Origin of the sequence: Gardnerella bretellae (assembly GCF_048545135.1) — a bacterium.
Taxonomy (GTDB): Bacteria; Actinomycetota; Actinomycetes; order Actinomycetales; family Bifidobacteriaceae; genus Bifidobacterium; species Bifidobacterium greenwoodii.
Genome location: NZ_JBKQXU010000003.1, coordinates 110,712 through 135,894, shown reverse-complemented (window position 1 = coordinate 135,894; position 25,183 = coordinate 110,712). Strand labels below are relative to the sequence as shown.

At 42.6% G+C, this 25,183-nt stretch carries 19 protein-coding genes and 1 tRNA gene; 8 read left to right on the top strand and 12 right to left on the bottom strand.

Features of this window, described 5'->3' with window-relative positions; translation table 11 throughout:
* Positions 1-26: 26 nt before the first annotated feature.
* Positions 27-1,076, bottom strand: a complete 1,050-nt coding sequence (locus tag ACJV7B_RS03260; protein WP_419389022.1) for a glutamyl-Q tRNA(Asp) synthetase — start codon at positions 1,074-1,076, stop codon at positions 27-29.
* A 173-nt stretch (positions 1,077-1,249) separates the two neighbouring features.
* Positions 1,250-1,981: an MIP/aquaporin family protein gene (locus ACJV7B_RS03255; protein WP_047923629.1), complete on the bottom strand. Its 732-nt coding sequence runs from the start codon at positions 1,979-1,981 to the stop codon at positions 1,250-1,252.
* Positions 1,982-2,591: 610 nt separating this feature from the next.
* On the opposite strand from ACJV7B_RS03255, the gene ACJV7B_RS03250 reads away from it, so the two are divergent.
* The 4 genes from ACJV7B_RS03250 to upp all read left to right on the top strand — a co-directional run bounded on the left by ACJV7B_RS03250 (position 2,592) and on the right by upp (position 8,015).
* Positions 2,592-4,829, top strand: a complete 2,238-nt coding sequence (locus ACJV7B_RS03250; RefSeq protein ID WP_004105851.1) for an RNA degradosome polyphosphate kinase — start codon at positions 2,592-2,594, stop codon at positions 4,827-4,829.
* A 375-nt stretch (positions 4,830-5,204) separates the two neighbouring features.
* Complete coding sequence (locus ACJV7B_RS03245) at positions 5,205-6,374, top strand: NUDIX hydrolase (RefSeq protein WP_419388962.1); 1,170 nt, start codon at positions 5,205-5,207, stop codon at positions 6,372-6,374.
* A gap of 46 nt (positions 6,375-6,420) precedes the next feature.
* Positions 6,421-7,074: a thymidine phosphorylase gene (locus ACJV7B_RS03240; RefSeq protein ID WP_308582416.1), complete on the top strand. Its 654-nt coding sequence runs from the start codon at positions 6,421-6,423 to the stop codon at positions 7,072-7,074.
* Between the two features lie 302 nt (positions 7,075-7,376).
* On the top strand, positions 7,377-8,015 hold the full coding sequence (upp, locus tag ACJV7B_RS03235) for a uracil phosphoribosyltransferase (protein WP_004136544.1): 639 nt from the start codon (positions 7,377-7,379) through the stop codon (positions 8,013-8,015).
* Positions 8,016-8,170: 155 nt separating this feature from the next.
* Here the strand turns inward: upp and ACJV7B_RS03230 are convergent, their stop codons facing one another.
* Entirely contained in the window at positions 8,171-8,590 is a 420-nt protein-coding gene (locus ACJV7B_RS03230; RefSeq protein WP_004136546.1) for a type II toxin-antitoxin system HicB family antitoxin, read from the bottom strand.
* A gap of 463 nt (positions 8,591-9,053) precedes the next feature.
* Here ACJV7B_RS03230 and ACJV7B_RS03225 point away from each other — a divergent pair, with 463 nt between their 5' ends.
* Both ACJV7B_RS03225 and ACJV7B_RS03220 read left to right on the top strand, forming a co-directional pair.
* The gene (locus ACJV7B_RS03225; protein ID WP_419388961.1) at positions 9,054-9,899 is read left to right on the top strand and encodes a zinc ribbon domain-containing protein; all 846 of its coding nucleotides are present in this window, start codon (positions 9,054-9,056) and stop codon (positions 9,897-9,899) included.
* A 48-nt stretch (positions 9,900-9,947) separates the two neighbouring features.
* Complete coding sequence (locus tag ACJV7B_RS03220) at positions 9,948-11,282, top strand: SPFH domain-containing protein (RefSeq protein ID WP_419388960.1); 1,335 nt, start codon at positions 9,948-9,950, stop codon at positions 11,280-11,282.
* A 143-nt stretch (positions 11,283-11,425) separates the two neighbouring features.
* Here the strand turns inward: ACJV7B_RS03220 and ACJV7B_RS03215 are convergent, their stop codons facing one another.
* From ACJV7B_RS03215 to ftsY, 7 genes are all read right to left on the bottom strand, one after another.
* The gene (locus tag ACJV7B_RS03215; protein ID WP_419388959.1) at positions 11,426-12,766 is read right to left on the bottom strand and encodes an ATP-binding protein; all 1,341 of its coding nucleotides are present in this window, start codon (positions 12,764-12,766) and stop codon (positions 11,426-11,428) included.
* A gap of 284 nt (positions 12,767-13,050) precedes the next feature.
* Entirely contained in the window at positions 13,051-13,845 is a 795-nt protein-coding gene (locus ACJV7B_RS03210; protein ID WP_419388958.1) for a type 1 glutamine amidotransferase, read from the bottom strand.
* Between the two features lie 5 nt (positions 13,846-13,850).
* The gene (locus tag ACJV7B_RS03205) at positions 13,851-15,269 is read right to left on the bottom strand and encodes a MurT ligase domain-containing protein (protein WP_419388957.1); all 1,419 of its coding nucleotides are present in this window, start codon (positions 15,267-15,269) and stop codon (positions 13,851-13,853) included.
* Between the two features lie 6 nt (positions 15,270-15,275).
* Complete coding sequence (dnaB, locus tag ACJV7B_RS03200; RefSeq protein ID WP_308582801.1) at positions 15,276-16,748, bottom strand: replicative DNA helicase; 1,473 nt, start codon at positions 16,746-16,748, stop codon at positions 15,276-15,278.
* Positions 16,749-16,825: 77 nt separating this feature from the next.
* Positions 16,826-18,187: an MATE family efflux transporter gene (locus ACJV7B_RS03195; RefSeq protein ID WP_419388956.1), complete on the bottom strand. Its 1,362-nt coding sequence runs from the start codon at positions 18,185-18,187 to the stop codon at positions 16,826-16,828.
* Positions 18,188-18,464: 277 nt separating this feature from the next.
* On the bottom strand, positions 18,465-20,246 hold the full coding sequence (locus ACJV7B_RS03190) for an ammonium transporter (RefSeq protein WP_419388955.1): 1,782 nt from the start codon (positions 20,244-20,246) through the stop codon (positions 18,465-18,467).
* Between the two features lie 93 nt (positions 20,247-20,339).
* The gene (gene ftsY / locus ACJV7B_RS03185; protein ID WP_004136562.1) at positions 20,340-21,446 is read right to left on the bottom strand and encodes a signal recognition particle-docking protein FtsY; all 1,107 of its coding nucleotides are present in this window, start codon (positions 21,444-21,446) and stop codon (positions 20,340-20,342) included.
* A 209-nt stretch (positions 21,447-21,655) separates the two neighbouring features.
* Here ftsY and ACJV7B_RS03180 point away from each other — a divergent pair, with 209 nt between their 5' ends.
* Together ACJV7B_RS03180 and ACJV7B_RS03175 are read left to right on the top strand one after the other, a co-directional pair.
* Positions 21,656-21,913, top strand: a complete 258-nt coding sequence (locus tag ACJV7B_RS03180) for a glutaredoxin domain-containing protein (RefSeq protein ID WP_004126433.1) — start codon at positions 21,656-21,658, stop codon at positions 21,911-21,913.
* 72 nt (positions 21,914-21,985) lie between these two features.
* Positions 21,986-22,058: transfer RNA gene (locus ACJV7B_RS03175), tRNA-Lys, on the top strand.
* Between the two features lie 69 nt (positions 22,059-22,127).
* Here the strand turns inward: ACJV7B_RS03175 and ACJV7B_RS03170 are convergent.
* Positions 22,128-23,543 (bottom strand): DUF4032 domain-containing protein, encoded by a 1,416-nt coding sequence (locus tag ACJV7B_RS03170; protein ID WP_032841644.1) that lies wholly within the window; start codon positions 23,541-23,543, stop codon positions 22,128-22,130.
* Positions 23,544-23,844: 301 nt separating this feature from the next.
* Positions 23,845-24,972, bottom strand: coding sequence for an ABC transporter ATP-binding protein (locus ACJV7B_RS03165; RefSeq protein ID WP_119521024.1), 1,128 nt, complete (start codon positions 24,970-24,972; stop codon positions 23,845-23,847).
* Positions 24,973-25,183: the final 211 nt, after the last annotated feature.

Below are 25,183 nucleotides of genomic sequence, written 5' to 3'. Positions count from 1 at the left end.
CAATCTATCAAACCTAACTACATAGTTTAGTCAAGGAAGGGCACGGATTTGTCAGCTAAGTTTGCGCGAACAGAATCCCACGGCGTGTCAAGGCTTTTAAATAACGCGAGAGCATCTGCAGAACTCATATCTACAGGCTGATTTTGACCAGGATTTTTGTATCCCAAAAGATACATGCAGTAGCCGATTATACGCTCTGCGCTCCAGCCAGCTTCTCGAAGCGCACCAACGTCTAGCGAGTGCTTACTTTTTGCGAGCCGCTCGCCTTGAGCGTTATCAATTAGCGGCAAGTGCGCAAATTGCGGACGCACGTAATGCGTACCGTGAGCCGCAAAAAATCCCGATTTTTCAAGCAGCTCACCAATCCAAATCTGCAACGCTGCCGAACGAAGCAAATCACGTCCGCGCACAATATCATTCACTCCCGAAAGCACGTCGTCAACAACAACCGCAAGCTGGTACGAAAAAACGCCATCCGCGCGGCGAATCACCATATCCCCCAAATCGCGATTAATGTTAAACGATTGCGCACCAAAAATCACGTCTTCAAAATCAATATTTGCTTGCCTCGAATCAGCAGGCGGCACCGCAAGTCTTAAAGAATGTTGCTGATTATTTTGCAAACGCTTTTCGATTTGTGCCAGGCCTTCTGCAGTTTTGCGAAGATTTCTGCACGTACCCGGGTAGCGTATAAAACCATCGCCTTCTTGCGGAGCTGCAATCGCGCGAATATCGGAACGCGAGCAAAAACAAGGGTAGATTAGCGAATTTCCGTCGTCGTCTTGCAAAGATTCTAGCGCCTCGAGAGCTTCTTGGTAGATTGCAGTTCGCTCATGCTGATAAGTTGGCTCTCCTACCCAATCAAGGCCGGCCCACTTCAAATCTTCGATAACTCGCGCGCTAGCATCTTTCGGCATTCGCGCAATATCAAGATCTTCCAAGCGCAACAGCATTTGGCCGCCCTGCGATTTTGCAGAAAGCCAAGCCGCAAGCATAGCAACCATGTTTCCAATATGCATGCGTCCGGATGGAGTCGGCGCAAAACGACCAATTGCAATAGTTGACTTCGAAAACATGATTTCGTCTTTCCTGATATCTTTCCTAATACCCTTCTTAATAAGCACAAGTTTGCAAAGCATAAACTTGCAAAATAAAAAGCGCGTAACACATTCATACTAGCATTACGCGCTTCTTACAATCGCAATAAACCGCAATCAATCGCAATTAATTACAGCTAAATGCAACTACTTTACGCAAATAACGACTTATACATAACCACACCCAAGATTGCGCCGGCAATAGGGGCTACGACTGGAATCCACGCTTCACCCCAGCGAGAAGATCCCTTGTGCGGAATTGGCAAAATTGCGTGAAGCAAACGTGGCATAAGATCACGCGCAGGATTCAAAGCGGGACCAGTTGGGCCGCCCATAGAAGTCACCAAGCCCCAAACAACGAAGCCGACAACGATTGAAGCGCCAGCCAAATTCTTCTCACCCCATGGAGAAGTAAGGCAGCAAAGAGCTGCCAAAACAAGCACAAGCGTGCCGAAGAATTCGTTAAGGAAGTAGTTAATTTTGTTGTTATACGCATCCGTAGTGCAGAAAGTGCCAAGAATAGCTTCTGACTCCTCAGTTTCGTTGTAGTGCGGCAAATACGTTACGTACACAATAAGCTGACCAACCAATGCACCCAAAAGCTGTGCAACAATATAAGGAGCTACATCCTTCCATGGGAACATGCCGTTTACAGCTTGCGCAATTGTCATAGCAGGATTGATATGAGCGCCGGAAATTCCACCAAACATGAGAACTGGGAACATCACACCAAAACCGTAACCCATGGCAATATTTAACCAACCGGCATGGTGTCCTTTAGTATTTTTTAATTCAACGTTTGCTACAGCACCGTTTCCGAAAATCATAAGAATAGCAGTGCCAATAAATTCTGCAGCCAACGTTGCCATAAACGAATGTTGCATGGTCCTTCGATCCTTCTTACCTGTTTCAAACTCCACACACGTAATCACGCGTAAATAAATTCACAACTCGCAATTGCGATTAGCACAGCATGGAACACAATACATTCTCATTTTCAAAGAAGCTAAGAAAATGAATTCCAACAATTATTCTTTGATAGTTTCCCTTATGCGTGCGACAGTCTGCACGAGCAGTAAAATCGCCCTCACATCAAAAGAGGCCCGCCACTTTGGCGAGCCTCTCATTTACAAAAACAATATTTGCGGTTTCATCTTCACAACATCCTCGTTGCAACGGTTAAAGTCTTAAATATCCCGTCCAACGTCCACGGATTCTATATCCATACACTTTTGTGGGTTACCGCTATCTCTTTTTTGTTTTTGTAATTATTATTATCATCGTTTTTTGCCTGATAGTAAAGCTCAAAATAGCATTTGTTCACATATTGTCAATACTGTTCAATTGCACTGAAAAAATCGTAACTATTGCACACTTTTGTGAACTTGCAAAGGTTATCATGTGCGTTTACGTTCGAATTAAGCAAATGCCGGCGTGTCGAATCACCCGACACTCATTCGCACACTTCCCTTACAGCGCATACAATTACAGAGTATGGTACAGATTTTTGACGCTCCCTCAAAGGCGATACTGCGCGGTCAAATTGCCGAACACATCGCCGAAGATGAAAAGGCAGAAAAGCGTGAAGCTCGTGAGGGTGAGCTACCGTTGCCAAAAGATCGTTTCTTCGACCGCGAATTAAGCTGGTTGAAGTTCAATCGTCGCGTGCTTGAGTTGGCACAAAATACCGATTTGCCGCTACTTGAACGCGCTAATTTTGCTGCTATTTTTGCGTCAAATCTCGACGAATTCTTTATGGTTCGAGTTGCAGGCTTAAAGCGCCGCATCGATTCTGGAATAGCAGTAACTGCAGCATCCGGCTTAAGCCCTCGCCAGCAGTTGCGCGCTATTAGTGAGGTCACTCACCGCCGCCAAGATGAGCACGCTCACTATGTTATTGAGCATATTCTTCCTGAGCTTGCAAAACAGCGCATTGTTTTGCTCAGCTGGGATAAACTTACAGAATCAGAAAAAGCTCGTTTGTCTGATTACTACAAAAAGCAAGTTTTCCCTGTTCTTACGCCTCTTGCAGTGGATCCTGCTCACCCATTCCCGTACATTTCCGGCAAGTCTATTAACTTGGCTGTTATCGTCGAAAATCCAAATTCTGGAAAATCGCATTTTGCGCGCGTAAAAATTCCAGATAATTTGAATCGCCTTGTACCAGTTGACGATTTAACAGACGAAGAAGGTCGCGAAGAGCGTTACGGCTTCATTACTATGGAAAAGCTGATTGCAGCACACTTGGAATCGCTTTTCCCAGGCATGATTATTAAGGAAGCTCGTTCCTTCCGCGTTACGCGTAACGAGGACATTGACGTTGAGGAAGATGACGCAGAAAACTTGCTCAACGCTATGGAGAAGGAACTCCTTCGTCGTCGTTTTGGACCGCCTATTCGTTTGGAAATTTCTAACGAGGCCAGCCCATTCCTTTCTCAGCTTCTTGCAAATCAGCTTCGCGTAAGTCCTGAGGAAGTTTATCGTTTACCTTCGCCGCTTGACATGACGGTATTGTTTGAATTGCAGGCGCTTGATCGCCCAGATTTGAAGTACCGTCCATTCATTCCTACTACGAACCGTCAGATTGCGGAAGTTGAAACTAGCCACGCGCAAGATATTTTCGCCTCGATTCGCGAGCATGACATTTTGTTGCATCATCCTTACGATTCGTTCTCTACTTCTGTGCAAGCGTTCCTCGCGCAAGCTGCTGCGGATCCAAAAGTGCTTGCAATTAAGCAAACTTTGTATCGCACGTCTAGCAATTCGCCAATTATTGACGCTCTTGTTGATGCGGCTCACGCTGGCAAGCAGGTGCTTGCGCTGGTTGAGATTAAGGCACGATTTGACGAGGATGCAAATATTGCTTGGGCTCGTAAGCTTGAGCGAGCAGGTGTTCACGTTGTGTACGGCATTGTTGGTTTGAAAACTCACTGCAAGCTTTCGCTCGTGGTTCGCCAAGAAGCAGAAGGGTTGCGCCGCTACTGCCACGTTGGTACAGGTAATTACAATCCTAAGACTGCTCGCCTTTACACAGATTTGGGATTGCTTACTTGCGATCCTGTAGTCGGCCAGGATTTGACTCGCTTGTTTAACCAGCTTTCTGGTTACGCACCAAAGTCTAGTTTCCACCGCCTTCTTGTTGCCCCTCGAACAGTTCGCACTGGTATTATTGCGCGAATTCAGCGTGAGGAAGCCGCAGCTCTTGCTGGAAAGGAAGCTTGGATTAAGATTAAGGTCAATTCTGTGGTTGACGAGAAGACTATTGACGCTTTGTATCGTGCTTCGCAAGCTGGAGTAAAGATTGATATTGTTGAGCGTGGAATTTGCTCGCTTAAGCCTGGAATTGAAGGTTTGAGCGAGAATATTCGCGTTCGCTCTATTCTTGGCCGATTCCTTGAACACAGCCGTATTTACGCGTTCGCTAATTCTTGCGGCCCGCAGATTGGTGACGGCCCTGCAAGCGGCCCAGAAGTTTGGATTGGCTCGGCTGATTTAATGCACCGCAATCTTGACCGCCGCGTTGAGACGCTGGTTCGTATCAGCGCGCCTGATCAGGTTGAAGCTTTGATTCAGTATATTGATTTGCAAATGGCTGATTCTACTGTTTCGTGGTGGATGGATGGAGACGGCACGTATACCTTGCATTCTCGCGATAAGGAAGGTCGTCCACTCGTAGACAGCCAGGCTTACTTAATTCACACCCACACGCGTAAGCCTCGCGGTGCGAACTAATCGCAAGCAACTAAAAAACGATAAGCAAGAGCCAGATTCAGTAACATGTTTCTGGCTCTTGTTGTTTCTGGCTCTTGTTGTGTTTGTTACTCCTTCTAAACCGCCTAAATCTCAAGCGTTCCAGTAGCCAAAAATCTTCTACAGCACCATTTGCCAGTTTTAGGATGTTTTTTGAGTAATTATTTGCCAGTTTTGGCATGTTTTTTGAGCAATTATTTGCCAGTTTTAGGAGGTTTAAGGATCATAAAACAATAACAGCGCTTTTGCTACGCACTTTTACATCAGTCATGACTGTGTACAAAATATAAAACATTAAATATATAAAACATAAAGCACAACTAAAATTCGCGAAAGAAAAACGCTAAAATAGTGAATATGAGTGCAGTAACGACGCAATACGTTGAAGCAGCTGGCGGAATAATCTATCGCAAGCGCAATAGTACAAACAGCTCAAACGAAGGCGAAGAGGCAAAAATAGGCGGCAATGCAATAAAACCTAGCGACGCAATTAAGCCAAGCGACGACGACTTCGAGCTTTGCCTTGTTTACCGTCCTAAATATGACGATTGGAGCTGGCCAAAAGGAAAGAATGAGCCGAAGGAATCACATCGCCACACAGCCGTGCGCGAAGTTGGAGAAGAAACAGGATATTCAGTCACATTAGGCCCACATATTGCCAAAATAGAGTATCCTCTTGAGCGCGAAGGTAAAAAGCAAACTTCTAAAAGCGGTAACACATCACGTAATTCTCAGCCGGAAGTAATAAAGAGAATCCACTACTGGATGATGCGCTTAATCGACAAGCCAACTGCAGCGAAGCGTCTTCCTGCTTTCGGACCAATTAAGCCAGCTAAGCCTACTGAAATTGGCAATGTTTTATGGCTTACTCCTTCTCAAGCGCGCAAAAAGCTTACTCACGATAGCGACCGCGAAGTGCTGGATGCTTTCTTAGAGAAGCTCCACGCAGGTCAAGGAGAATATAGCACGTTGCTTCTGGTGCGTCATGGTAAAGCTGAGTCTCGAAAAACTTGGCAAGGAAGTGAAGCGACTCGACCAATCACACCTCTTGGTGCTGCCGCTTCATACGCTTTAGGCCGCGAACTTGCCTGTTACGCGCCGAATAAAATCATATCGTCACCTTGGAAACGTTGCGTAGAAACGGTTGCGGCTTTTTCGCACGATTCTTCACTTCCTATAGAACAGGTTGCGGAACTTACTGAAGATCATCACGAAAATCAGCCAAAATCTACGTTATCTGTGCTGATAAACGAAATACAAAATCTTGAGAGTAACGCGCGAAACTCAAGCGCAGCTAGCAACGCAATCGCTACCAACAACGCAACAGTCATGTGCCTGCACCGCCCAGTTATTGGCACTTTCTTCGATTATTTGCGCGAAATAACAAAGCCTCGAGCACACAAGCGCATACTCAGCCAAAAATCTCCATACATGCCTACGGGAAGCGCAATAGTTTTGCACATAATTAGTACCCCTAAGGGCGCTCGCATTATTGATATTGAAAAGGTTCTTCCAAGTGTCTACTAGTTTAAATTCGCAATCGAGTTCTATTCATTCAAGCAGATCTGCTTTTATGCCAAGCCCTACAGGAGCCGCCCGCCCAAGCCGACCTGCACAAATGGATCCTGCAATGCTAGCGCAGATTGAAGGAGGCACGGATCCGCAGGTTGTGAACGAAATTAGCCACACTTCAGCCGCCGTCCTACTTAACCGCGTTCATAAAACGCAGTCGCCGGAAATCGTTGAGCGCGTGCTGAATTTGGTTGAAAATGAAGGCATTGAGGTTATTGCAGATTTGTGGAGTCACGCGGAGGCTGAGTCTCTTCCTGGGATGTTGTGGCGACTGTATTTATTGCGTATGTCGCTACGAAAGCAGCGTGAAGCTTACGCTGAGTACTGGAGTCTTGGAGAGCCTGAGGCAACGAGCGCATCAGCTATTACAGGAATTGACGAAGCTCCTACCGGAGAAGATATTGCGCGACTTGCAGATTCTATTCTTTCCGGCGCTTTTACAGGCGATTTTGCCGTAGCGCTTTACCGCGCTTCAGCTTTTACTTCGATTATTGCGCACGGAATGCGAGTTTACGCAAAAAAGTTAGAAGAGCAAGCAAATACAGTACACACGCAGAAAATTGCAAAGGTTTTGCACATATCCGCAAATATGCACGTGCTTTCATTATCTTTTGCTCACGGAGCGAAATTGTGGCGAGCAGGAAAGTTGGAATAAATTATTTTCGATTAGATTATGCGGCGCGTGAAAACAGAAAACAAGGTATACTCAAAATGATGCTGGCTTGTGCTTAAGCCCCGGGCTCCATTTTTTGCCGCTGCGAGCGGCGTTTGCGCCGACAGGCGCTTTCGCAAGTCAGTATCGTTTCTGTTTTGAATTTTGAATTTTAGATTTTAGATTTTAATTTTGTTAGATAAGTTTAAATAAAATATATTTTTACTCACATTTGTTTATATTTCGCGCAAAAATAACGGCACGCCGATAGCTTAACATGCCGCGCTTGCACTAATCTAGAAGGTATGGATCTTCATGTTTTACATCATCCGCTGGTGGACCATAAGCTCACCGTTTTGCGAGATAAGAATACACCTTCTAACATTTTCCGCGAGTTAGTTTCCGAATTGGTAACTCTCGAAGCATACGAAGCAACACGCAATTTGGAAGTTAGCGATCGCGAGATTGAAACTCCTATTTGCAAGATGACTGGCAAGCATTTGAACCGTCCACGCCCAATGGTTGTGCCGGTTTTGCGCGCTGGCCTTGGCATGCTCGATGGCATGACTCGCCTTCTTCCAACCGCTGAGGTTGGATTCCTTGGCATGAAGCGCGACGAGCAGACGCTCGATATTGTGACTTATGCTAACCGTTTGCCAGAGGATTTAACTGGCCGTCAGTGCTTCCTTCTTGACCCAATGCTTGCCACTGGTGGCACTCTTATTGCCGCTACGCACTATTTGGCTGAGCGCGGCGCTAAGGATGTTACTGCTATTAACATTTTGGCAGCTCCAGAAGGCTTAGAGCGCTTGGAGAAGGAGCTTGATCCTTCTATTGACTTTAAGGTTGTTGTTTGCGCTGTTGACGAGCATTTGAACGACAAAGCTTATATTGTTCCAGGCCTTGGAGACGCTGGCGATCGCTTGTACGGCTTGATTGACTAATAGTCACCAGCTAAATCAAACGAAAACTAGAATCAAAAACTACAAAAAGCCTGCTGATTTGCAACACTTTGCGATTTTCAGCAGGCTTTTGCTTTTGTATTAATTGATTGCTGCAATATTGCATCACAAATCAGATAATATAACTACTAATACAACTAAGCTTTATTCACAGCTCCTTTAGCATATAAAGCTTCTAAAGCATCTCGCAAAGTACCACTGTAGCTGATGCCAGCTTTTTGTGCCCAAGTGTCAAGCCAAGCTGGAACAGTAACATTTTTACGAACTGACTGAGAACCATATTTTGCAGCATAAGAATCCATATCAAGCGCAACCATAGATAACTTTGAATTAGGATTTTCTACAACAATATCACTAATATCGCTAGCTTTTGGCGCAGTCTTACCACTTTCGAGTTCTGTAAGAACCCATCCACTTGCTGCATCTTCTGCCATAATCAAGGCATCTGCAAGATTACTACCGCCAGTTACACACCCTGGCAAATCAGGAACTTCTGCAACAAAACCTCCGCTATTATCTTCGTATGGAGTAAGAATAACAGGATACGCTAGTTTCATCATTTCACCTTTGTTTCACTAATTCCCGCCTGGCGCCAGATTGACTTAACAACAGATGGGTTAATGCGTAGATTATACACACTATGCGCATAAAATAAAATAAAATAAAATAATCAATCAAACTTCTACTAAATCGCGTATACGCCTATGTTAATTTACCGCGGACGAGTTATGGCCGCTTCACGAACATTATCAAAACACTCGCGCAATTAGAATGTTTCATAATACGTTTTTAAAAAAACTAACATTATTTGTTATACTCTTCTTAACCTATTTATAAATTTAACGAAGGGGAATAAATTATGGCAAAAAAATTAAGTCTTGCTGTACTAAACTGCACCACTAAATCTTAACTAAGAAGATAAGCGCAAATTTAGAAGATGCGGTTTATTTAGTCAAATTAAAGCAAAAATAAAAAATCTATTAATTTTGAGATGATGATAGAAGCTAGAAGGTGAAAAATATGAAAAAAGATTTTTGTTTTCACTGTGGAATGAAATTAGATGACGATTCCAAGTTTTGTAAAAATTGTGGTCAGAAGGTCAATGATGATACTCAGGTTTCTGAACAGCTAGCCAACCAATCCTTTATAGAGAATTCTACAGAACGCAAAACTATTTATGATGGCAGCGTTCATAAATGCTCAAACTGTGGAGAGATAATAGGTTCATTTGTTACCGTATGCCCGACTTGTGGAAAAGAAATTAGGGGAATTCACTCCGTATCTTCCACTCAGGAGTTGGTAACAAAATTAGAAAATATATCTGCCAAGAAAATGCCAATTACAGAAGAAAAAAGATCTGTTATGAAAATGGTATTTGGCAAAGATTTTAAAAATGAAGACGCGCTCAAAGAAGCTCTTGACGATTTTGAAGACCAAAAAGATGAAGAAAAAGCATCTCTTATAATTAATTTTACTGTTCCAAATTCCAAAGAAGATATTATGGAATTTATGATATTAGCAGCATCTAACATCAACGCTAAAAAGGGAACTGATGATGTAATTACGAAGGCGTGGATTGCAAAATTAGATCAAGTCTATCAGAAAGCAAAAATTATCATGTATGATAATCCTAGCTTTGTTGAACTAAAAAATATGTACGAAAATAAAAAGAAGGAAATAAAACGCGCAAAGCTAAAACTTTATTCGATTCTTACAGGGCTTTTTATAGGACCTTTTTCATTGCTATTATTCATGGCTGGAATCGAATGGAATTATATTGCAACTATTACAATCACAGTCATTATCGTAATAATTGCTCTTCTGGTTATATTTCTGTTAAACAAACGCTATAACTTGTTTAGATAGGTTGTAAAAATGTTTTTATTTGATAAAACAAAAAGAGGCGTAGGAATTATGGACGAAATACGCTGCGATGAGCCTTCTTACCTAATATGGAAATGGCGTCCTTCTGGCTCAGAGCTTGGGGAAAATAATAGAGAGAATGCTATTCGTTTTGGATCATCTTTAAGAGTCAAAGATGGCGAAGTGGCAGTTTTTGTATATAACCAAAAAAATGGCATAATGCAGGATTTTATTGTTGGTCCTTTTGATCAAACAATTAAAACCGATAACCTCCCTGTTCTTGCAAGCATCGTCGGACTTGCATACAAAGGCGGAACTCCTTTCCAAGCAGAGGTTTATTTTATTAATCTTGCTCAAATTATTCAAGTAAAATTCGCTGTGCCGTTCTTTGATGTATACGATCCAAGGTTTGTAGATTTCGGTGTACCTGTTGCAGTTCGAGGAACAATTAGCTTTAGCATCAAAAATTACCGAGAATTTATTAAATTGCACAGGCTTAATAACTTTAACCTTGAAGATTTTAGTCACCAAATTTGCGATGCAGTTAATCGCTATATAAAAAATATTGTGACTAACGCGCCTACAAATTATAGGATTCCCGTAATTCAGCTTGAAACAAGAACGCAACAAATAAACGACGCAGTAGAGCATGACATAAAAGAACGACTAGAAACAACATTTGGCGTTATGTTATCTGCTGTTGATGTTGGCGCTATTGAAATAGATAAAACAAGCGACGGATACAAGCAGCTTATGCGAGTAACCAAGAATATAGTAAGCGCAACCGCTGAAGCAGAAGCTGCGGCTCATATTAAAAATATTTCAGATAAACAACAAATTGAAATAAAAAACTATGAAGAAACTTTGCGAGTCCAACGCGAAGAAGGCCAGTATGCTCAGCATAAGGCAACACAATCTACAAATATCGGCGCGTTCCAGATTGAGAAGCAAGCAGAAGTAGGTGTTGCTGGAGCAAACGCTTTAGGACAAATGGGCGAAAATGGTGCTGGAAATATAAATCTTGGAGATGGCGGTTTAAGCGGTTTTAATCCTGCAGCAATGATGGCAAGCATGGCTGTTGGAGGCGTAGTTGGAAATAATATTGCTGGAGCTGTGAATAACATAATAGGCGGCATAAACCAGCCAATACAATCTAACGTAGCTCCACCACCAATTCCTACTTCATCTTATTACATTGCTGTCAACGGTAAGCCAACTGGACCTTTTAATATTCCAACATTGATGCAAATGGCAACTTATGGACAATTCACTGCTAATGATTTGGTGTGGAAGAATGGCATGGAAGAATGGCAAAAAGCTGCAATTGTTGATGAATTAAAATCATTATTTAACCATATCCCACCAATACCAAATCAAGGTGAATAGATAAGGAAAATCCAGTTAAAAATTCTAAAACTACAAAAAGCCTGCTGATTTGCAACACTTTGCAATCTTCAGCAGGCTTTTGTGTTTATCAATCAATTAAAAAAACTTGTTTGTTGTCAGGTTAAAAGGTAACTCACACGTTATTACAGGTTGTTTTCTTTCAGCGCAAGTTCTATAAGCTTATCCGTATAATCAGCCATAAATAACGGAATATTCAACATATCATCATCTAGTTTTAGATTATTCAGCGAGAATCGTATACGTAATTTCGTTTGATTAGGGAATAATTCTTTAAACTTTTTCAAACTTCTACTATTAATATTTGCTTCAGATTTAACCTCAACAGGGAAAATATCATTTTCTCGTTGAATAAGAAAGTCCACTTCATACGGCGGATTTGTTTGAGACCAGTATCTAGGCGTCACTTCAAATTGAGTAAGTAGCGCTTGCAAAACATAATTTTCTGTTAAAGCACCTTTAAACTCAGTAAACAGCCTATTGCCTTCCGAAAACGCGGTCGGAGCAAGTTTTGCTAATCGCCTTAACAAACCAACATCTGCCAAATAAATCTTAAAAGCAGATACATCATCATAAGCAGCAATAGGTAAACTCGGTGCAGTACTTCTATAAATTTTATACACCAATTGTGCCGATACTAGCCATTGCAAAGCATCTTCATATTCTCTTGCTCGCGCACCATTTTTAACAACTTTATACAAGAATTTTTTGTTTTCACGCGCAAGTTGAGACGGAATAGAATTCCAAATCATTGATATTTTAGGAAACTCACTAACATTAGGATGCTTTGCAAAATCTCGTTCATAAGCTGTTATAATCTCAAACAATGTATCTTGCATTGCGTTCACATCTCGCGCTTTAGCCCACATTAAAACTGACTCAGGCATGCCTCCTGTAACATAATACATTTTTAATTTCTCGTATAGAGGATTAAAAAATGCGTCTGGAATCGGCTCTATTTTATCGATTTGTTCAATAAACTTCGCTAGATTTTCATCTCCATTAGCAAGTAAAAACTCTGTGAAAGTCATTGGGTTTATTTGCATAAAATTAACTTTTCCAACTGGGAATGAAGATGGTTTGGCAAGCGTTATTCCAAGCAATGATCCAGCGCAGGCAACATGATATTGCGGAGCGTTTTCACAAAAATATTTCATCGAGTTTATTACTTCTGGACAGTCCTGAACCTCGTCAAATATAATAAGCGTGTTTTCTGGTTCGATTTTTTGACCACTTGCAAGCATTAGGTTTTGTAAAATTCGCTCCACATTTTTAGTGGTTTCAAAGAATTGCTTATATTCTTTGTTTTCGTCGAAGTTAAAATAAGCAATATTTTTGTAGTAAAGCTTACCAAATTCTTTTAGTATCCAAGTTTTACCAACTTGACGCACGCCTTTTAATATCAACGGTTTACGGTACGGCGAGTTCTTCCATGCTAAAAGTTTGCTCATAATCAGCCTTTTCATGATTACTCACCTTTCATCTTGCGTTACGCTATTAGATATTGCAGCCGTATTAACGCTTGGCTGTTTCTACGCTTAGTTTCATTGCTGTTCTGTTATATTTTGCGTTATCTTTTATCGTATATCACATTATTATATATGTTTTGGTGCATTTAATCACATAATTATACATATTTTAGTGTTTTTTATCACATAATTCTACGCATTGAGTAACACTCAGCATAAAATAAAATAAAATAAAATAATCAATCAAACTTCTACTAAATCCTGTATACACCTATGCTCATTTACCGCGGACGAGTTATTGCTACCTCGCGAGCGCGGTCTGCCAATTCGTCTAGTTTCGCAAGCTCCGCGCGTTGAGAATCAGTCTGCTTTGGCGCAAATTCACCGTAACGATTTTGTGCAGCCGTAAGAATTAAAAAGTCAGCCAGACGCGGATTTTTCGGCAAAACTGAGCCGTGCATATACGTTCCAATAACATTGTATTTGCGCGCTCCTTCCGTGTGATCTTTGCCATTATTACCGCAATTTTCACTATCAACCGAGCCAAGTGGCAGCGTTCCATCTTGCAAGCTTGTGCGCCCGGAATGGTTCTCGTAGCCCACAATATCGCCAAAATCGGCGCTATGCTCTACTAGATTTCCAATCATGCGCACATCTTGACCAACGGTATGCTCGCCAAGTATTCCAATTCCTTTAAGCTTTTGACCCTCAACGGTTTCAAAATACTCTCCAAAAAGCTGGTAAAGTCCGCAAATCATAAGCATTGGAACGCCATTTTCTGCAAGCTCACGAATCGCGTCTGCGCGCGCAAATAAATCTTCAGTAACTCTACTTTGCCCATGATCTTGACCGCCGCCGCCAAGAATCATATCCACACGCTCTGGCCAATCTTCGCCAACGTTGTACTCGTGAAGCACGGGCTTGTAACCGTACAATTCCGCTCGGCGCATAATCGTAAGCACATTGCCATAGTCGCCGTAAATATTCATGTCTTTTGGATATAGCGACACAATATCTAGCACGCGATTTTCCTCACAAGTAGCATTTGCTTTACTAATATCACTGGAACCATTCATGACTATTACTTTCCGACTCCAACGTCTTTAACTTCCGCAAGTTGCGCTAAAGCCGCGCGCACGCGAAGCATGGCAGTATACGTGCAGTATATGCGTTTAGCGGTTTTAGCATTGCCACTAAAATCGCCGTTCACGAAAGATTTAACGTCTTCTTCCAAATCCGTATTCACATTGCGAGATGAGACCTTATCATATTGCAGGCGCAAAGCCATATCCCACGCTCGAGTTCCAGAAACGCATGCAACTCCCGCGCTTCTAAAGCTTGCAAAATCAACGTCCCACAGCCAGCTCATGTCTCTACCGTCAGCGTATTCGTCGCAAATTGCAATCATGGTATCGTGATTTTGCGGATGATCCGAAGCAATCGCAAGCCTAAAACCAATAGGATTCTTCACTAAAACAAGTTCAACAGGAGCGCCATTAACTTCAATTACTTCGCCTCTACCAAAAGCAGGAGTTACGTGCGAAATCGCTTCCATAAGCGCATCGTCGTCGAATTTTTGCAGCGCAGAATTTTGTTTTGCAGCATCCGCTAAGATAGCGCGAACTACTGTTGCTGCAGCAGCAGCGTTGAAAATATTGTAAGCGCCGTCAAGTTTTACAGATGTGGTTTTGCGCTTGCCATCAAGTATAAACTCAGCCTCGTGGTCTCCAACTTTTGAAAGCACAACGTCTGCTTTAGGAAGATTGCTATTTTTCCCCACTGCAACATCTTCGCAATTTTCGCTTTTTTCAGTGCTATTGTGCAAATCATCATCAGTTGGAAACATGCTTTTTACAGCATCATCTAAACCAAAATATTGCACGCAAGCGCCGGAAGGAACAAAGCTTGCGAGCGCACAAATACGTGGATCCTCACGGTTTAGCACTACTGTTCCTTCGGTTGTGGCAGCTACGTTGCTTAATAGTTTTGCGGTTGTGTCAATTTCGCCGAATCGGTCGAGCTGATCTCGCATAACGTTTAGCAATAAAGAGTAACGAGGCTTGATTTGATTTACGAAATGCACTGCATACGCTTCGTCAAGCTCTAAAACTGCAATATCTGCGTCAAGCTTTGTGCCAAAAGCCGGCATTGTTTTTGCAAGAGCTGCAACTACTCCTCTAGTAAAGTTTGAACCGGTTGGATTAGTAAATACGTTAAGCCCCGCCTCGCGCAGCATAGAAGTTACCATACGCGTTGTGGTAGTTTTGCCATTGGTCCCAGAAACGAGCACTATTCCGTATGGCAATGTGGAAAGAGTACGCGCTAAAAAGCCTGAATCGAGGCTCTCAATAACTTTACCAGGCAATGCGCTTCCACCATGATGAAGCAGCCTAGAAAGTGCGCAAACAAGTTTCCCAACAGCAGGCATGGCAAAGCTGTACCAATGCTTATGCAAATCTTTGTGAAACTTTTTACGCGATTCATGGTCGCCGCTTGACATACTAAATCACACTCCCGCCTGCTGGTAATCTTGCGGCATATCCATGAACTTGGAAGTTGCACCCAAGAAGGCAAGATTAAACGTATCAGTAGGACCATTACGATGCTTTGCCATAATAATATCGGCTTCGCCCGGGCGATCTTCCTTATTGTAAAAATCAGGTCTATGTACAAGGAACACAACGTCAGCATCCTGCTCAATAGAACCAGATTCACGCAAATCTGAAAGCTGCGGCTTTTTGTCGTTTCGCATTTCCGGTCCACGATTAAGCTGGCTCAAAGCCACAACTGGCACTTCAAGCTCTTTAGCGAGAAGTTTCAGCGCACGCGAGAATTCCGAAACTTCCTGCTGACGACTTTCTACACGCTTGCCGGAACTCATAAGCTGAAGGTAATCAATAACTACAAGTTTCAAATCATTCGTCTGCTTGAGCCTTCGGCATTTTGCACGAATTTCCATCAAACTCATATTTGGACTGTCGTCAATAAAAAGCGGAGCATCCTGCATTTTTGTCCAGAAATTATTGAGAGTATTCCAACGATCTGGAGTAATATCTTCTGCTCTTCGCATGGCGGCGAGTGGAATATTAGTTTCTGCAGCAATAATGCGCTGAGCCAATTCCACTTTGCTCATTTCTAGAGAGAATACAATAGATGTCATATTGTGGTGCAGTGCCGCCGAACGAGCAAAATCAATGCCAAGCGTTGACTTACCCATGGCTGGACGACCAGCAACAACAATCATTTGACCAGGCTGCAAACCCTGCGTAACTTCGTCAATATCTCTAAATCCAGTCGGCACACCTTGTTCAAGTTCGTGATTTTGCATTTTATCTAACTGATCAAGAGTATTTTGCAAAACTGGACCAATGGCAACGTAATCTTGACGCACTTTGCCTGCACTCATCTCATACACTTCTGATTGCGCAAGATTTACAATATCTTCTGCCTGAGCCCCGGATGCAGAATAGCCCATTTGCGCAATTTTTGTTCCAGCAGTAATAACGTTACGAAGAACAGCATTTTGATGCACAATATCTGCGTAGTACATTGCGTTTGCGGCCGTTGGCACAGAAGCTACTAGGCTGTGCAAATAGTCAGCTCCGCCAACTTTATCGAGATTTCCATCCTTCATTAATTCGTTAGCTACAAGCACAACATCAACAGGCTGAGAGCCTGCAAAAAGCGTAAGAATAGCATCGTAAATAGTTTGATGCTGAGGCTGATAAAAATCTGCTGTTTCTAGCACTTGCGATACTTCACCGATAGCATCTTTGCTCATAAGCATTCCGCCAAGCACTGCCATTTCGGCGTCAACATCGTGCGGAGGCACACGATCAAACAGTGTAGTACCGCTTGTTCCTTCAGCGTTACGAGTAGCTCCAGAACCATATATCGGTGCGCCAACATTGCCGCCACGATTGCTTCCTGCGCGGCCAGTATTGCCATTAGTAGACTGCCACATATCATTATCTGCCATAAAAACGAGTATAAACGCGCGCACGTATTTAAGAACAAAAACTTCAAAATATTTGCGCAAGTAATATTACAAAATATTTATAGTTTTAGTGCAGCATTCATCCACAAATCGTTTCTAATGCGCAAACTATTTCCCAGCGCACGACCGCCAATATACACTGAATTTAGCACAATCCACAATGTGATTGTTCTTATTACATCGTTCGCGTTAAAAGCAACGTCAAAACAGCTTGTACAAATAAGTACGCCTAAATACACAACTGCCGTAGCTGAGCATGATTTTGCTAAGTAAGAATGATCACCAGCTCCGATCAATACTCCATCTAGCGCCCACATCCATCCAGCAAGAGGCAAGAACAAGCCAAGAATTGTCATGCCTACAGAAATTAAAATCTGAATATCTGCGCGCGGACTAAACAGTGGCGAACAGCTCCACCCCACTAAAATCATGAATAAACCGACTCCTAAGCTGCTTACAGCACCAACTTGAGCACAAATGCGTGTAATAATTCCAGCACGCTTACGTAGGCCCGCTCCCAGCACTGAGGCAACAATAGTTTGTGCCGCAATACCAATAGCATCGAGAATATTCATAACAAAATTCCAGCAAGAATTAGCAACTTGATACGCAGCAAGCGTATTTGTACCAAGACGAGTTGCAGCAACAACCGTAGCAACCATGCACACGCGCAATGCAAGTGTTCGCACGAATAGTGGCATGCCAGTTCCTGCAGAATGTAAAATATGTTGAAAATTAGGTTTAAGACGAGCACCACTTTGCATAGCCCAAATAACAGCTGGAATACTGAGCACAAGCCCCATATACCATTGAGCAATCATTGTTGCAATTCCAGAGCCGGCAATTCCCATGTTTAATCCAAAAACTGCAATCACATCGAGAACAGTATTGAGCACAGCGCCACTAGCAGCAGCAAATAAGGTTATACGGACTTTTCTAAGCCCTCGAAATATTCCGTTTGCAGCATACACAAGAAGCATTGCTGGAAGGCCTGGCATAACCATTTGAGTGTACACAATAGCATCTTGCAACGTAGATCCGCGCGCGCCTATTGCATAACATAGCGGCTCAGCGGCGAAAATAAGAAATGCTGTAAGAATTACACCAAGAAATAATGCAAGCCACAAGCCGTCCATTCCAACACTAAAACCTTCTCGACGTTTCCCCGCGCCTAAAAGACGAGCAACTTGAGAAGTTGTGTTGTATGCCAAAAATAAGCAAAGACCTGAAATGGTAAGAAGTACTGTTGAGCCAATAGAAAGTCCAGCCAACGCGTTTTTGCCAATATGACCAATAATAGCAGTGTCAATAAGTACGAACGCAGGTTCAGATATAAGCTGTCCAAAAGTTGGTACAGCAAGTATCCAAATATTGCGAAGTACCTCTTTTTTATTCTGATTATCCAACTCTTGATTCGTCATAATGCTTCATTTCACTGCTATCTAGCAAATCGCAGCAAATGCAATATTGTGCAAATACTACATAAAAATATTCGCGATTGAGCTAACACAAATATGAGTAAAATACAAGTAAAAATATGATTCCGCAAAGTTATTCGCAATATATCCACATTGTTATCCCCAACATGTGGATAATTTTGCAAGATGTCCACTTAGACACGCCTTAAATGTGGATAACTTATCTTTTTATCCACATTTAATAATTCGTGCGTGTCTTACGGAATCTATTTTTCCAGCTCTACTTACCGTTATCTTCGCGAGATTTACTAGATTTTTTATTGTTTTTATTAGATTCTTGCTCTTCTTCTAATGTTTTTTCGTCTAAATTAACTTCAGACTGACTCTTTTCAGATTCGCCATTAGTTTCAGAATCTGATTCCTTACCAGCTTCCAAAACTGTTTGCTTATCGGCACTAGTCGATTCAGACTCCAGAGAATTGTCATCAACTGCAATATCAACCGAAGTAAGAACGGCCATCTGAGTTTTACTTGATGCATCGTCAGACACTGCAACAACAGCACCTTCATGACTTTGAGCAATTGCAGAGAAATCATAAGCGCGTTCGCCTTGATCGGCTAAATCAACGCCCTTACGTTCCTTAGCTTCAGAAATACGCCATCCAAAAAGCTTTTCGAGAGCAAAAGCAACAATAGCTGTTACAGCACCAGAGTAAAGCACTACAATTCCGATTAAGCAAAGTTGCGCAACAAGCTGATGCCAATCTCCAACAGAAAGCAAACCAGAACCATCTGCAAAAAGTCCAACGGAAATTACACCAATAAGAGCTGCAACACCATTTACACTTACAACATGCAAAGCTCCATCATAACGTGCGAAAGTGCGAGAATGAGTCACAAGTGAAGTAATAACGCCAGAAAGCACACCCAAAACCAAAGCCCACAGCGGAGCAATAACGTCTGCTGCAGCTGCGCTAGCAGATAAACCTGCCATAACGCCGGACGCAGCACCCAATGCAGAGAAACATCCAGAACGCAAACGTTCGGTCACACCCCAAGCCAACATTGATGCAGATGCGGTTATTGTGGAGCTTACCCAAGCATAACCAGCAACACCTGGAACACCGGCGGAAGAGCCAATCATTAAGCCAAGCCATCCGAACCAAATCAAGAAAATTCCAAGCATAACAAATGGGACATTATGCGGATGACGAACAGAACCATTTTCAACAGATGACTGAGAAGAAGTTTCAGCAACTTCAGCCACAGTAGCTACTGAAGAAACAACAGATTCGGTAGAAGAATTATCCTGAGCCTTTGCAACATCAGCCCACAATGCTCGAGATAAACGACTCTTTGCATTACGAGAATTAGTTTTAGCAGATGCCGAGCCAGCTCCTGTTCCGGCATGAGCAACATTTTTAATATGCAATACCAAACGCTTCAATGGGAAATGAGCATGTCCGCCAATAATCATAACAATTGCAAAAGCTGAAACTGCAGCAGCAATATGTAGTAAAGATCCGCCTGCAAAATCATGCACTTGAATGCCCAAAGCTTGCGAGATAGCTCCATTAGGAGACAGCAATCCGCCGCCACAAACCATATGAGCGAGCGGAGCAAATACTAAAGTAACCCAAACAGCCACGAAAATAAGCCAAATAGCATAGCGCACACGCCCAGCCAATGCTCCTGTAATTAAAGCAACTGCAACAACTGCGCAAGCTAAACGGAATGCGGCAGGAATGCCGCCAGCTAATCCGGAATTAGCATCCATAGATGTAAATACACCATGGTCTGCAACCATAGAATCGCGGAATAGTAAACCGCTAAATGGGTCGCCAACAACTCCGCCAGCCATATCTTTACCAGCAAAAGCCAGTGACCATCCCCACAAAGTCCATACAAGCGTTGTAACAGCGATAGCGCCAGCGGATAACATCATCATATTTACCATAGAAGTAGCGCGTTCGCGGCCGCCATAAAATAGGGCAATACCCGGCGTGATAATAAACACCAATGCGCCGGCCAACAACGCCCACTGCGGATCCATTGTGGTCATTTTTCACCTCAATTATTTCAAACAGTGCAAGGAATAACCATTGCAGCTGATACATCACTTTCTACCTATTGTAGTCGGAAATTCAAATATATCTTATGCCAACAAACCTTCAACAAAACTTTGCGGATCAAATTGGATTAAATCATCCGGCCCTTCTCCTAATCCAACAAGTTTTACAGGAACACCAAGTTCTTTTTGAACTGCAACAACAATTCCACCTTTAGCAGAACCATCAAGCTTTGTAAGTACAACTCCAGTAATGCCAATCGCTTCAGCAAATATTTTTGCTTGAGCCATTCCATTTTGCCCAGTAGTAGCATCTAGAACAAGCAGTACTTCATCTACAGGCATAGTTTTTTCTACTACTCTACGAATTTTCCCAAGCTCATCCATTAAATTCGCTTTATTTTGTAAACGTCCAGCAGTATCAATAATAAGAACATCAGTTTTATTTTCTTTAGCTTTTTGTGCTGCTGTAAAAGCTACGGACGCAGGATCAGCACCATCTTTATCTGCGCGAACAACTGGCACATTTACTTCAGATGCCCAGGTTTCAAGCTGATCTGCTGCTGCTGCTCTGAATGTATCTGCAGCAGCCATCATTACAGATTGCTTTTGAGCAACAAATAGTCTTGCTAGCTTGCCTGCAGTTGTTGTTTTTCCAGTTCCGTTTACGCCAACCATCATAATAACGCCTGGATGATGCGCATCAGGCTTATTTTCATTCAAACGACGATCAGTATTTTCACCAACCAATTCCAAAAGTTTTGCACGCAAAGCCTCACGCACATCTTCTGCACTAGAAGTTCCAGAAATACGAGCATCTTGGCGTAAAGAATCAACTAATTCCTCACTAGCTTTTGCGCCAACATCAGCCATCAATAAAGTATCTTCTACATCTTCCCAGTCTTCCTTAGACAGATGGTCTTTGCTTATGATATTGAAAAGTGTGAGACCGAATGGATTTGCGCTATTAGATAAACGTTTTCGAAGGCGCTGTAAACGAGAAGTTGTTGATTCTGGAATCTTAGATTCGTTCTTGCCTACTTCAACTGAATCATCAACACTTGCTGGAATTTCAGGGCCTCGACTATGGCTGCAAATTCGCAAGATTACTGCAACAGCCACTAGTAACACAGCAATAACTATGGTCGCCGCCACAAACCAGATCACCATATTCATATCTAAAACCATGTTCATGAGATTAAGCCTATGAAAATCAAGGGACACTAGCAATAGATTTCACTATTTTTTCTCATCTTCGTCACACTTTAAAAATCTAACTACCACAACACAATAGATTTCATTACACTGTTAAAATCAATATATTGCGCAAAAATAAGCAATCTAAATGTTCTAATAATTAATTAGTGCTGATTAGAAATAATTAGTAGTTTTAAGGAGATTTTATGGCAGATAAATCTATAGAAGTATATGGTGCTAATTGGTGCGGCGATTGCATAAGAGCAAAAGCTGCACTTAACAAGTACGGCGTAGATTTCATTTGGCACGATATAGAAACTGAAGAAGGCGCTGCCGAAAAAGCCGTAGAGATTAGTGGTCAAAAGCATATTCCGGTAGTTACTTTTGCTGACAATACTTTTATGGTTGAACCATCCGCTACACAAATTAAGTCAAAACTGGAAACATTAGGAATACTGCAATAATTTGTTCATAACACGCACAACAGTATATTTGTTTCACTTCGTCTCTTGAATGTAGTATACTTGGCGTTTGTTGCCCCTTTAGCTCAATTGGCAGAGCAGAGTCCTTTTAAGTCTTGGGTTGTGGGTTCGAGTCCCACAGGGGGCACTTTTTTATACCCAAATTTAGACTTATGCTTTAATGCGCTACTTAATAAAACAGTAATTATATTAAAAATCAACTTGCCCAAACGCTTGCGTCTTGATCATCTTCGTCAATATTAGCGCCAGAATTATTTGCTTGCGAGTAAGTAGATTCATCATCTACTACGCCAGAATCAGCATCCGCGTTAATTGCAGCAAGCACGCGTTTGTCCATTTTGTACTGAGGAAGCACATTTTTAATATAGCTTGTCACAGCATCTTGCATAGCAACGTCGTGACCAACTTTTTCTGCCATAAACCAACGATGATCCAAAACCTCATGGAAGAACTGCGCTGGTTCAATTTGCGAACGAAACTCAGGAGGAATCATACGAACTGTTGGCTCGAAAATTTCACGCATCCAATCAGTCGCGACGATTTCAAGCTCTTCACCTTGACGCCATGTAGAAGTGCGGTATGCATCCAAATCGTTTAACAACCTTCGAGCCTGATTTTCTTGCACGTCCAAGCCTGTCAAACGTAGCAACTTGCGCGAAGCATAACCAGCATCCACAACTCGAGGACGAACAAGCACTCTGCGACCATCCTCGGAAGTTTTCATTTCTAACTCGTCAACGTCAAATCCCAATTCATTAAGACGATTAACGCGGCGCTCAATTCGCCACATCTCATCAGGACTGAACTTATCGACGTCTGTAAGCGTGCTCCAAAGTGAATGATAGCGATCCACTAAACGATTGCCTATGCTAATTTCATCTACTTCCGTAGGCAAAAGCTGACCGGAACTCAAATCCATAAGCTCGCCAATAATATTGGTTCTAGCTAAATCAATATCGTATTCTCTCTGGCCTTCTGTTAAACTTCCGTGCAAATCACCAGTTTCTGCGTCAACCAGGAATGCGGAAAACGCATCAGCATCTCGCAAAAATAGTACGTTAGAAAGTGAAACATCACCCCAATAGAAGCCAGAAAGATGCAGACGCACCATCAGTACAGCCAAAGCATCAATAAGTCGTTCAGCAGTGTCTGGTCGCAATGTGCGGGCAAATAAAGCACGATATGGCAGAGAGAATTTCAAATGCTTAGTCACAAGTATTGCTTCAAGCATTTCGCCATTAGCGTCTCTGCGTCCTGCAACAACTGCTATAGGCGTTACAGTTGGCAACTCAAGCTTGCGCAATCTACGCAAAAGTTCGTATTCTCGTTCTGCAACTTGACGAGTGATTTCCTTCATGGCATAAACTTCATCGCCAACATGAACAAAACGCACAATATGTCGAGAAATACCACGAGGAAGGTTTACAAACAAATCAGCCGGCCATTGAGAAAGTGGCAGCTCCCACGGCAACGTAAACATCTTAGGATTTGAACTAGCTGCAGTAATCTTAAGCGCAGTAGGCTCCTGAGACAACGCACTCTCGTCCTGTGCAGATACAGAAGTTGCCTGCACAGCACGCGGATCCAATTGAGGAGCGTCATTCCATTCCATAGTTTCCATTTACCAATCAAGCTCGTGCCAACAATACAATCTGCAATAAATATTAATCGCAAATCAACCACTGGCTAATTATTGATAACAACTATACATAATAAAGCATGTTCAGTAATGTACAAACTTTCGCTTGCTTTTATTTTGTTTTAAATTCTGCTTTTGCTTTTATTTTTCTTACAGTTTTACCGATTTTTACCGATTTTGCTGGCAAAAACGGGGTTCGCTTTCATTGCGAACCCCGCCATACCCTTATACCGAAAGTTTGCTCATTTTGCTTTCGTAAAGCAAACCTACGCTTTTAGTTCAAACGCAGCTCAGTAGAAGGTGCAAACAGATGCATCTTAGATGGATCAATCTTAATCTTGACAGTATCGCCAACCTTCGGCAAAGCACGTGGATTCACGCGGATTGTCGTAAGCTTGTTCTGATCAGACATCATAGTAGATGCCTCTTCAGGAGAACCATCAGTTATGATATTGCCATAGATGTAACCATCAGAACCGAGATCTTCTACGTTCATAACCTTCAAGGAGAACGCATTTGGATCATCGAAAGTTGCCAAGCTTGCGTCTTCTGGACGGAAGCCAACAATAATCTGTCCGCAATCTTCTGCAGTGAGCTTATCAACAGCTTCGCTTGGAAGAACAATAGAATCCTCACCAATCTGAGCACGTCCATTAACCACTGGATGCTGGTTAATGTTCATAGATGGAGAACCAATGAAGCCTGCAACGAACACGTTTGCTGGGCGATCATAAAGCTCGGTTGGAGCACCAACCTGCTGCAAAACGCCAAGCTTGATAACGGCAATACGATCACCCATTGTCAAAGCCTCAGTCTGATCGTGGGTCACGTACAGAGTAGTAACACCAAGCTGACGCTGCAAAGCAGCAATCTGCGTACGAGTCTGCACGCGGAGCTTAGCATCGAGGTTCGAAAGAGGCTCATCCATAAGGAAGACTTTTGGTTCACGCACAATTGCGCGGCCCATAGCAACGCGCTGACGCTGACCACCAGACAAAGCCTTTGGCTTACGATCCAAATACTCTGTCAAATCCAAAACTTCAGCTGCTTTTTCAACACGCTTGCGGATTTCTTCCTTAGGAACACCAGCAATCTTCAAAGCAAAGCCCATGTTGTCTGCAACTGTCATATGTGGATACAACGCGTAGTTCTGGAAGACCATTGCAATATCGCGATCCTTTGGCTGCATTGTAGTAACATCTTGACCGCCAATGAGGATACGTCCTTTGTTAACCTCTTCAAGGCCTGCCAACATGCGCAAAGTAGTAGACTTACCGCAACCAGATGGACCAACAAGTACGAGGAACTCGCCATCTCTAATAGTCATGCACAAATCGTCAACCGAAGGCTTATCGTTGCCCGGGTATATACGAGTTACATGATCAAATACAACTTCTGCCATGATATGTCCTTTCATCGGCAGGTACGTGCCGAACGATCCGTAGTGAAGGGTGTGCACTCATGACCCCAATTCCTACATCGGCGGGTATCAATCGTCCACAGTTTACTTACCTGGTCCATTGAAGGTTTCTCTTCGTTGAGCCAAGCCTTAATATACCATGTTTATCTTAGAAAAACAGTAAAAAATCAGTATTTTCCAAAGCTTCGGCGTG

Coding starts and splice junctions, on each gene's coding strand:
- ACJV7B_RS03165 (WP_119521024.1), bottom strand. CDS start 24,972: ATGGCAGAAGTTGTATTTGATCATGTAACTCGTATATACCCGGGCAAC.
- ACJV7B_RS03210 (WP_419388958.1), bottom strand. CDS start 13,845: ATGAATGGTTCCAGTGATATTAGTAAAGCAAATGCTACTTGTGAGGAA.
- ACJV7B_RS03170 (WP_032841644.1), bottom strand. CDS start 23,543: ATGGAATGGAATGACGCTCCTCAATTGGATCCGCGTGCTGTGCAGGCA.
- ACJV7B_RS03245 (WP_419388962.1), top strand. CDS start 5,205: ATGAGTGCAGTAACGACGCAATACGTTGAAGCAGCTGGCGGAATAATC.
- ACJV7B_RS03215 (WP_419388959.1), bottom strand. CDS start 12,766: ATGAAAAGGCTGATTATGAGCAAACTTTTAGCATGGAAGAACTCGCCG.
- ACJV7B_RS03190 (WP_419388955.1), bottom strand. CDS start 20,246: ATGACCACAATGGATCCGCAGTGGGCGTTGTTGGCCGGCGCATTGGTG.
- ACJV7B_RS03195 (WP_419388956.1), bottom strand. CDS start 18,187: ATGACGAATCAAGAGTTGGATAATCAGAATAAAAAAGAGGTACTTCGC.
- dnaB (WP_308582801.1), bottom strand. CDS start 16,748: ATGGCAGATAATGATATGTGGCAGTCTACTAATGGCAATACTGGCCGC.
- ACJV7B_RS03180 (WP_004126433.1), top strand. CDS start 21,656: ATGGCAGATAAATCTATAGAAGTATATGGTGCTAATTGGTGCGGCGAT.
- ACJV7B_RS03260 (WP_419389022.1), bottom strand. CDS start 1,076: ATGTTTTCGAAGTCAACTATTGCAATTGGTCGTTTTGCGCCGACTCCA.
- ACJV7B_RS03255 (WP_047923629.1), bottom strand. CDS start 1,981: ATGCAACATTCGTTTATGGCAACGTTGGCTGCAGAATTTATTGGCACT.
- ACJV7B_RS03225 (WP_419388961.1), top strand. CDS start 9,054: ATGAAAAAAGATTTTTGTTTTCACTGTGGAATGAAATTAGATGACGAT.
- ACJV7B_RS03240 (WP_308582416.1), top strand. CDS start 6,421: ATGCCAAGCCCTACAGGAGCCGCCCGCCCAAGCCGACCTGCACAAATG.
- ACJV7B_RS03220 (WP_419388960.1), top strand. CDS start 9,948: ATGGACGAAATACGCTGCGATGAGCCTTCTTACCTAATATGGAAATGG.
- ACJV7B_RS03205 (WP_419388957.1), bottom strand. CDS start 15,269: ATGTCAAGCGGCGACCATGAATCGCGTAAAAAGTTTCACAAAGATTTG.
- upp (WP_004136544.1), top strand. CDS start 7,377: ATGGATCTTCATGTTTTACATCATCCGCTGGTGGACCATAAGCTCACC.
- ACJV7B_RS03250 (WP_004105851.1), top strand. CDS start 2,592: ATGGTACAGATTTTTGACGCTCCCTCAAAGGCGATACTGCGCGGTCAA.
- ACJV7B_RS03230 (WP_004136546.1), bottom strand. CDS start 8,590: ATGAAACTAGCGTATCCTGTTATTCTTACTCCATACGAAGATAATAGC.
- ftsY (WP_004136562.1), bottom strand. CDS start 21,446: ATGAACATGGTTTTAGATATGAATATGGTGATCTGGTTTGTGGCGGCG.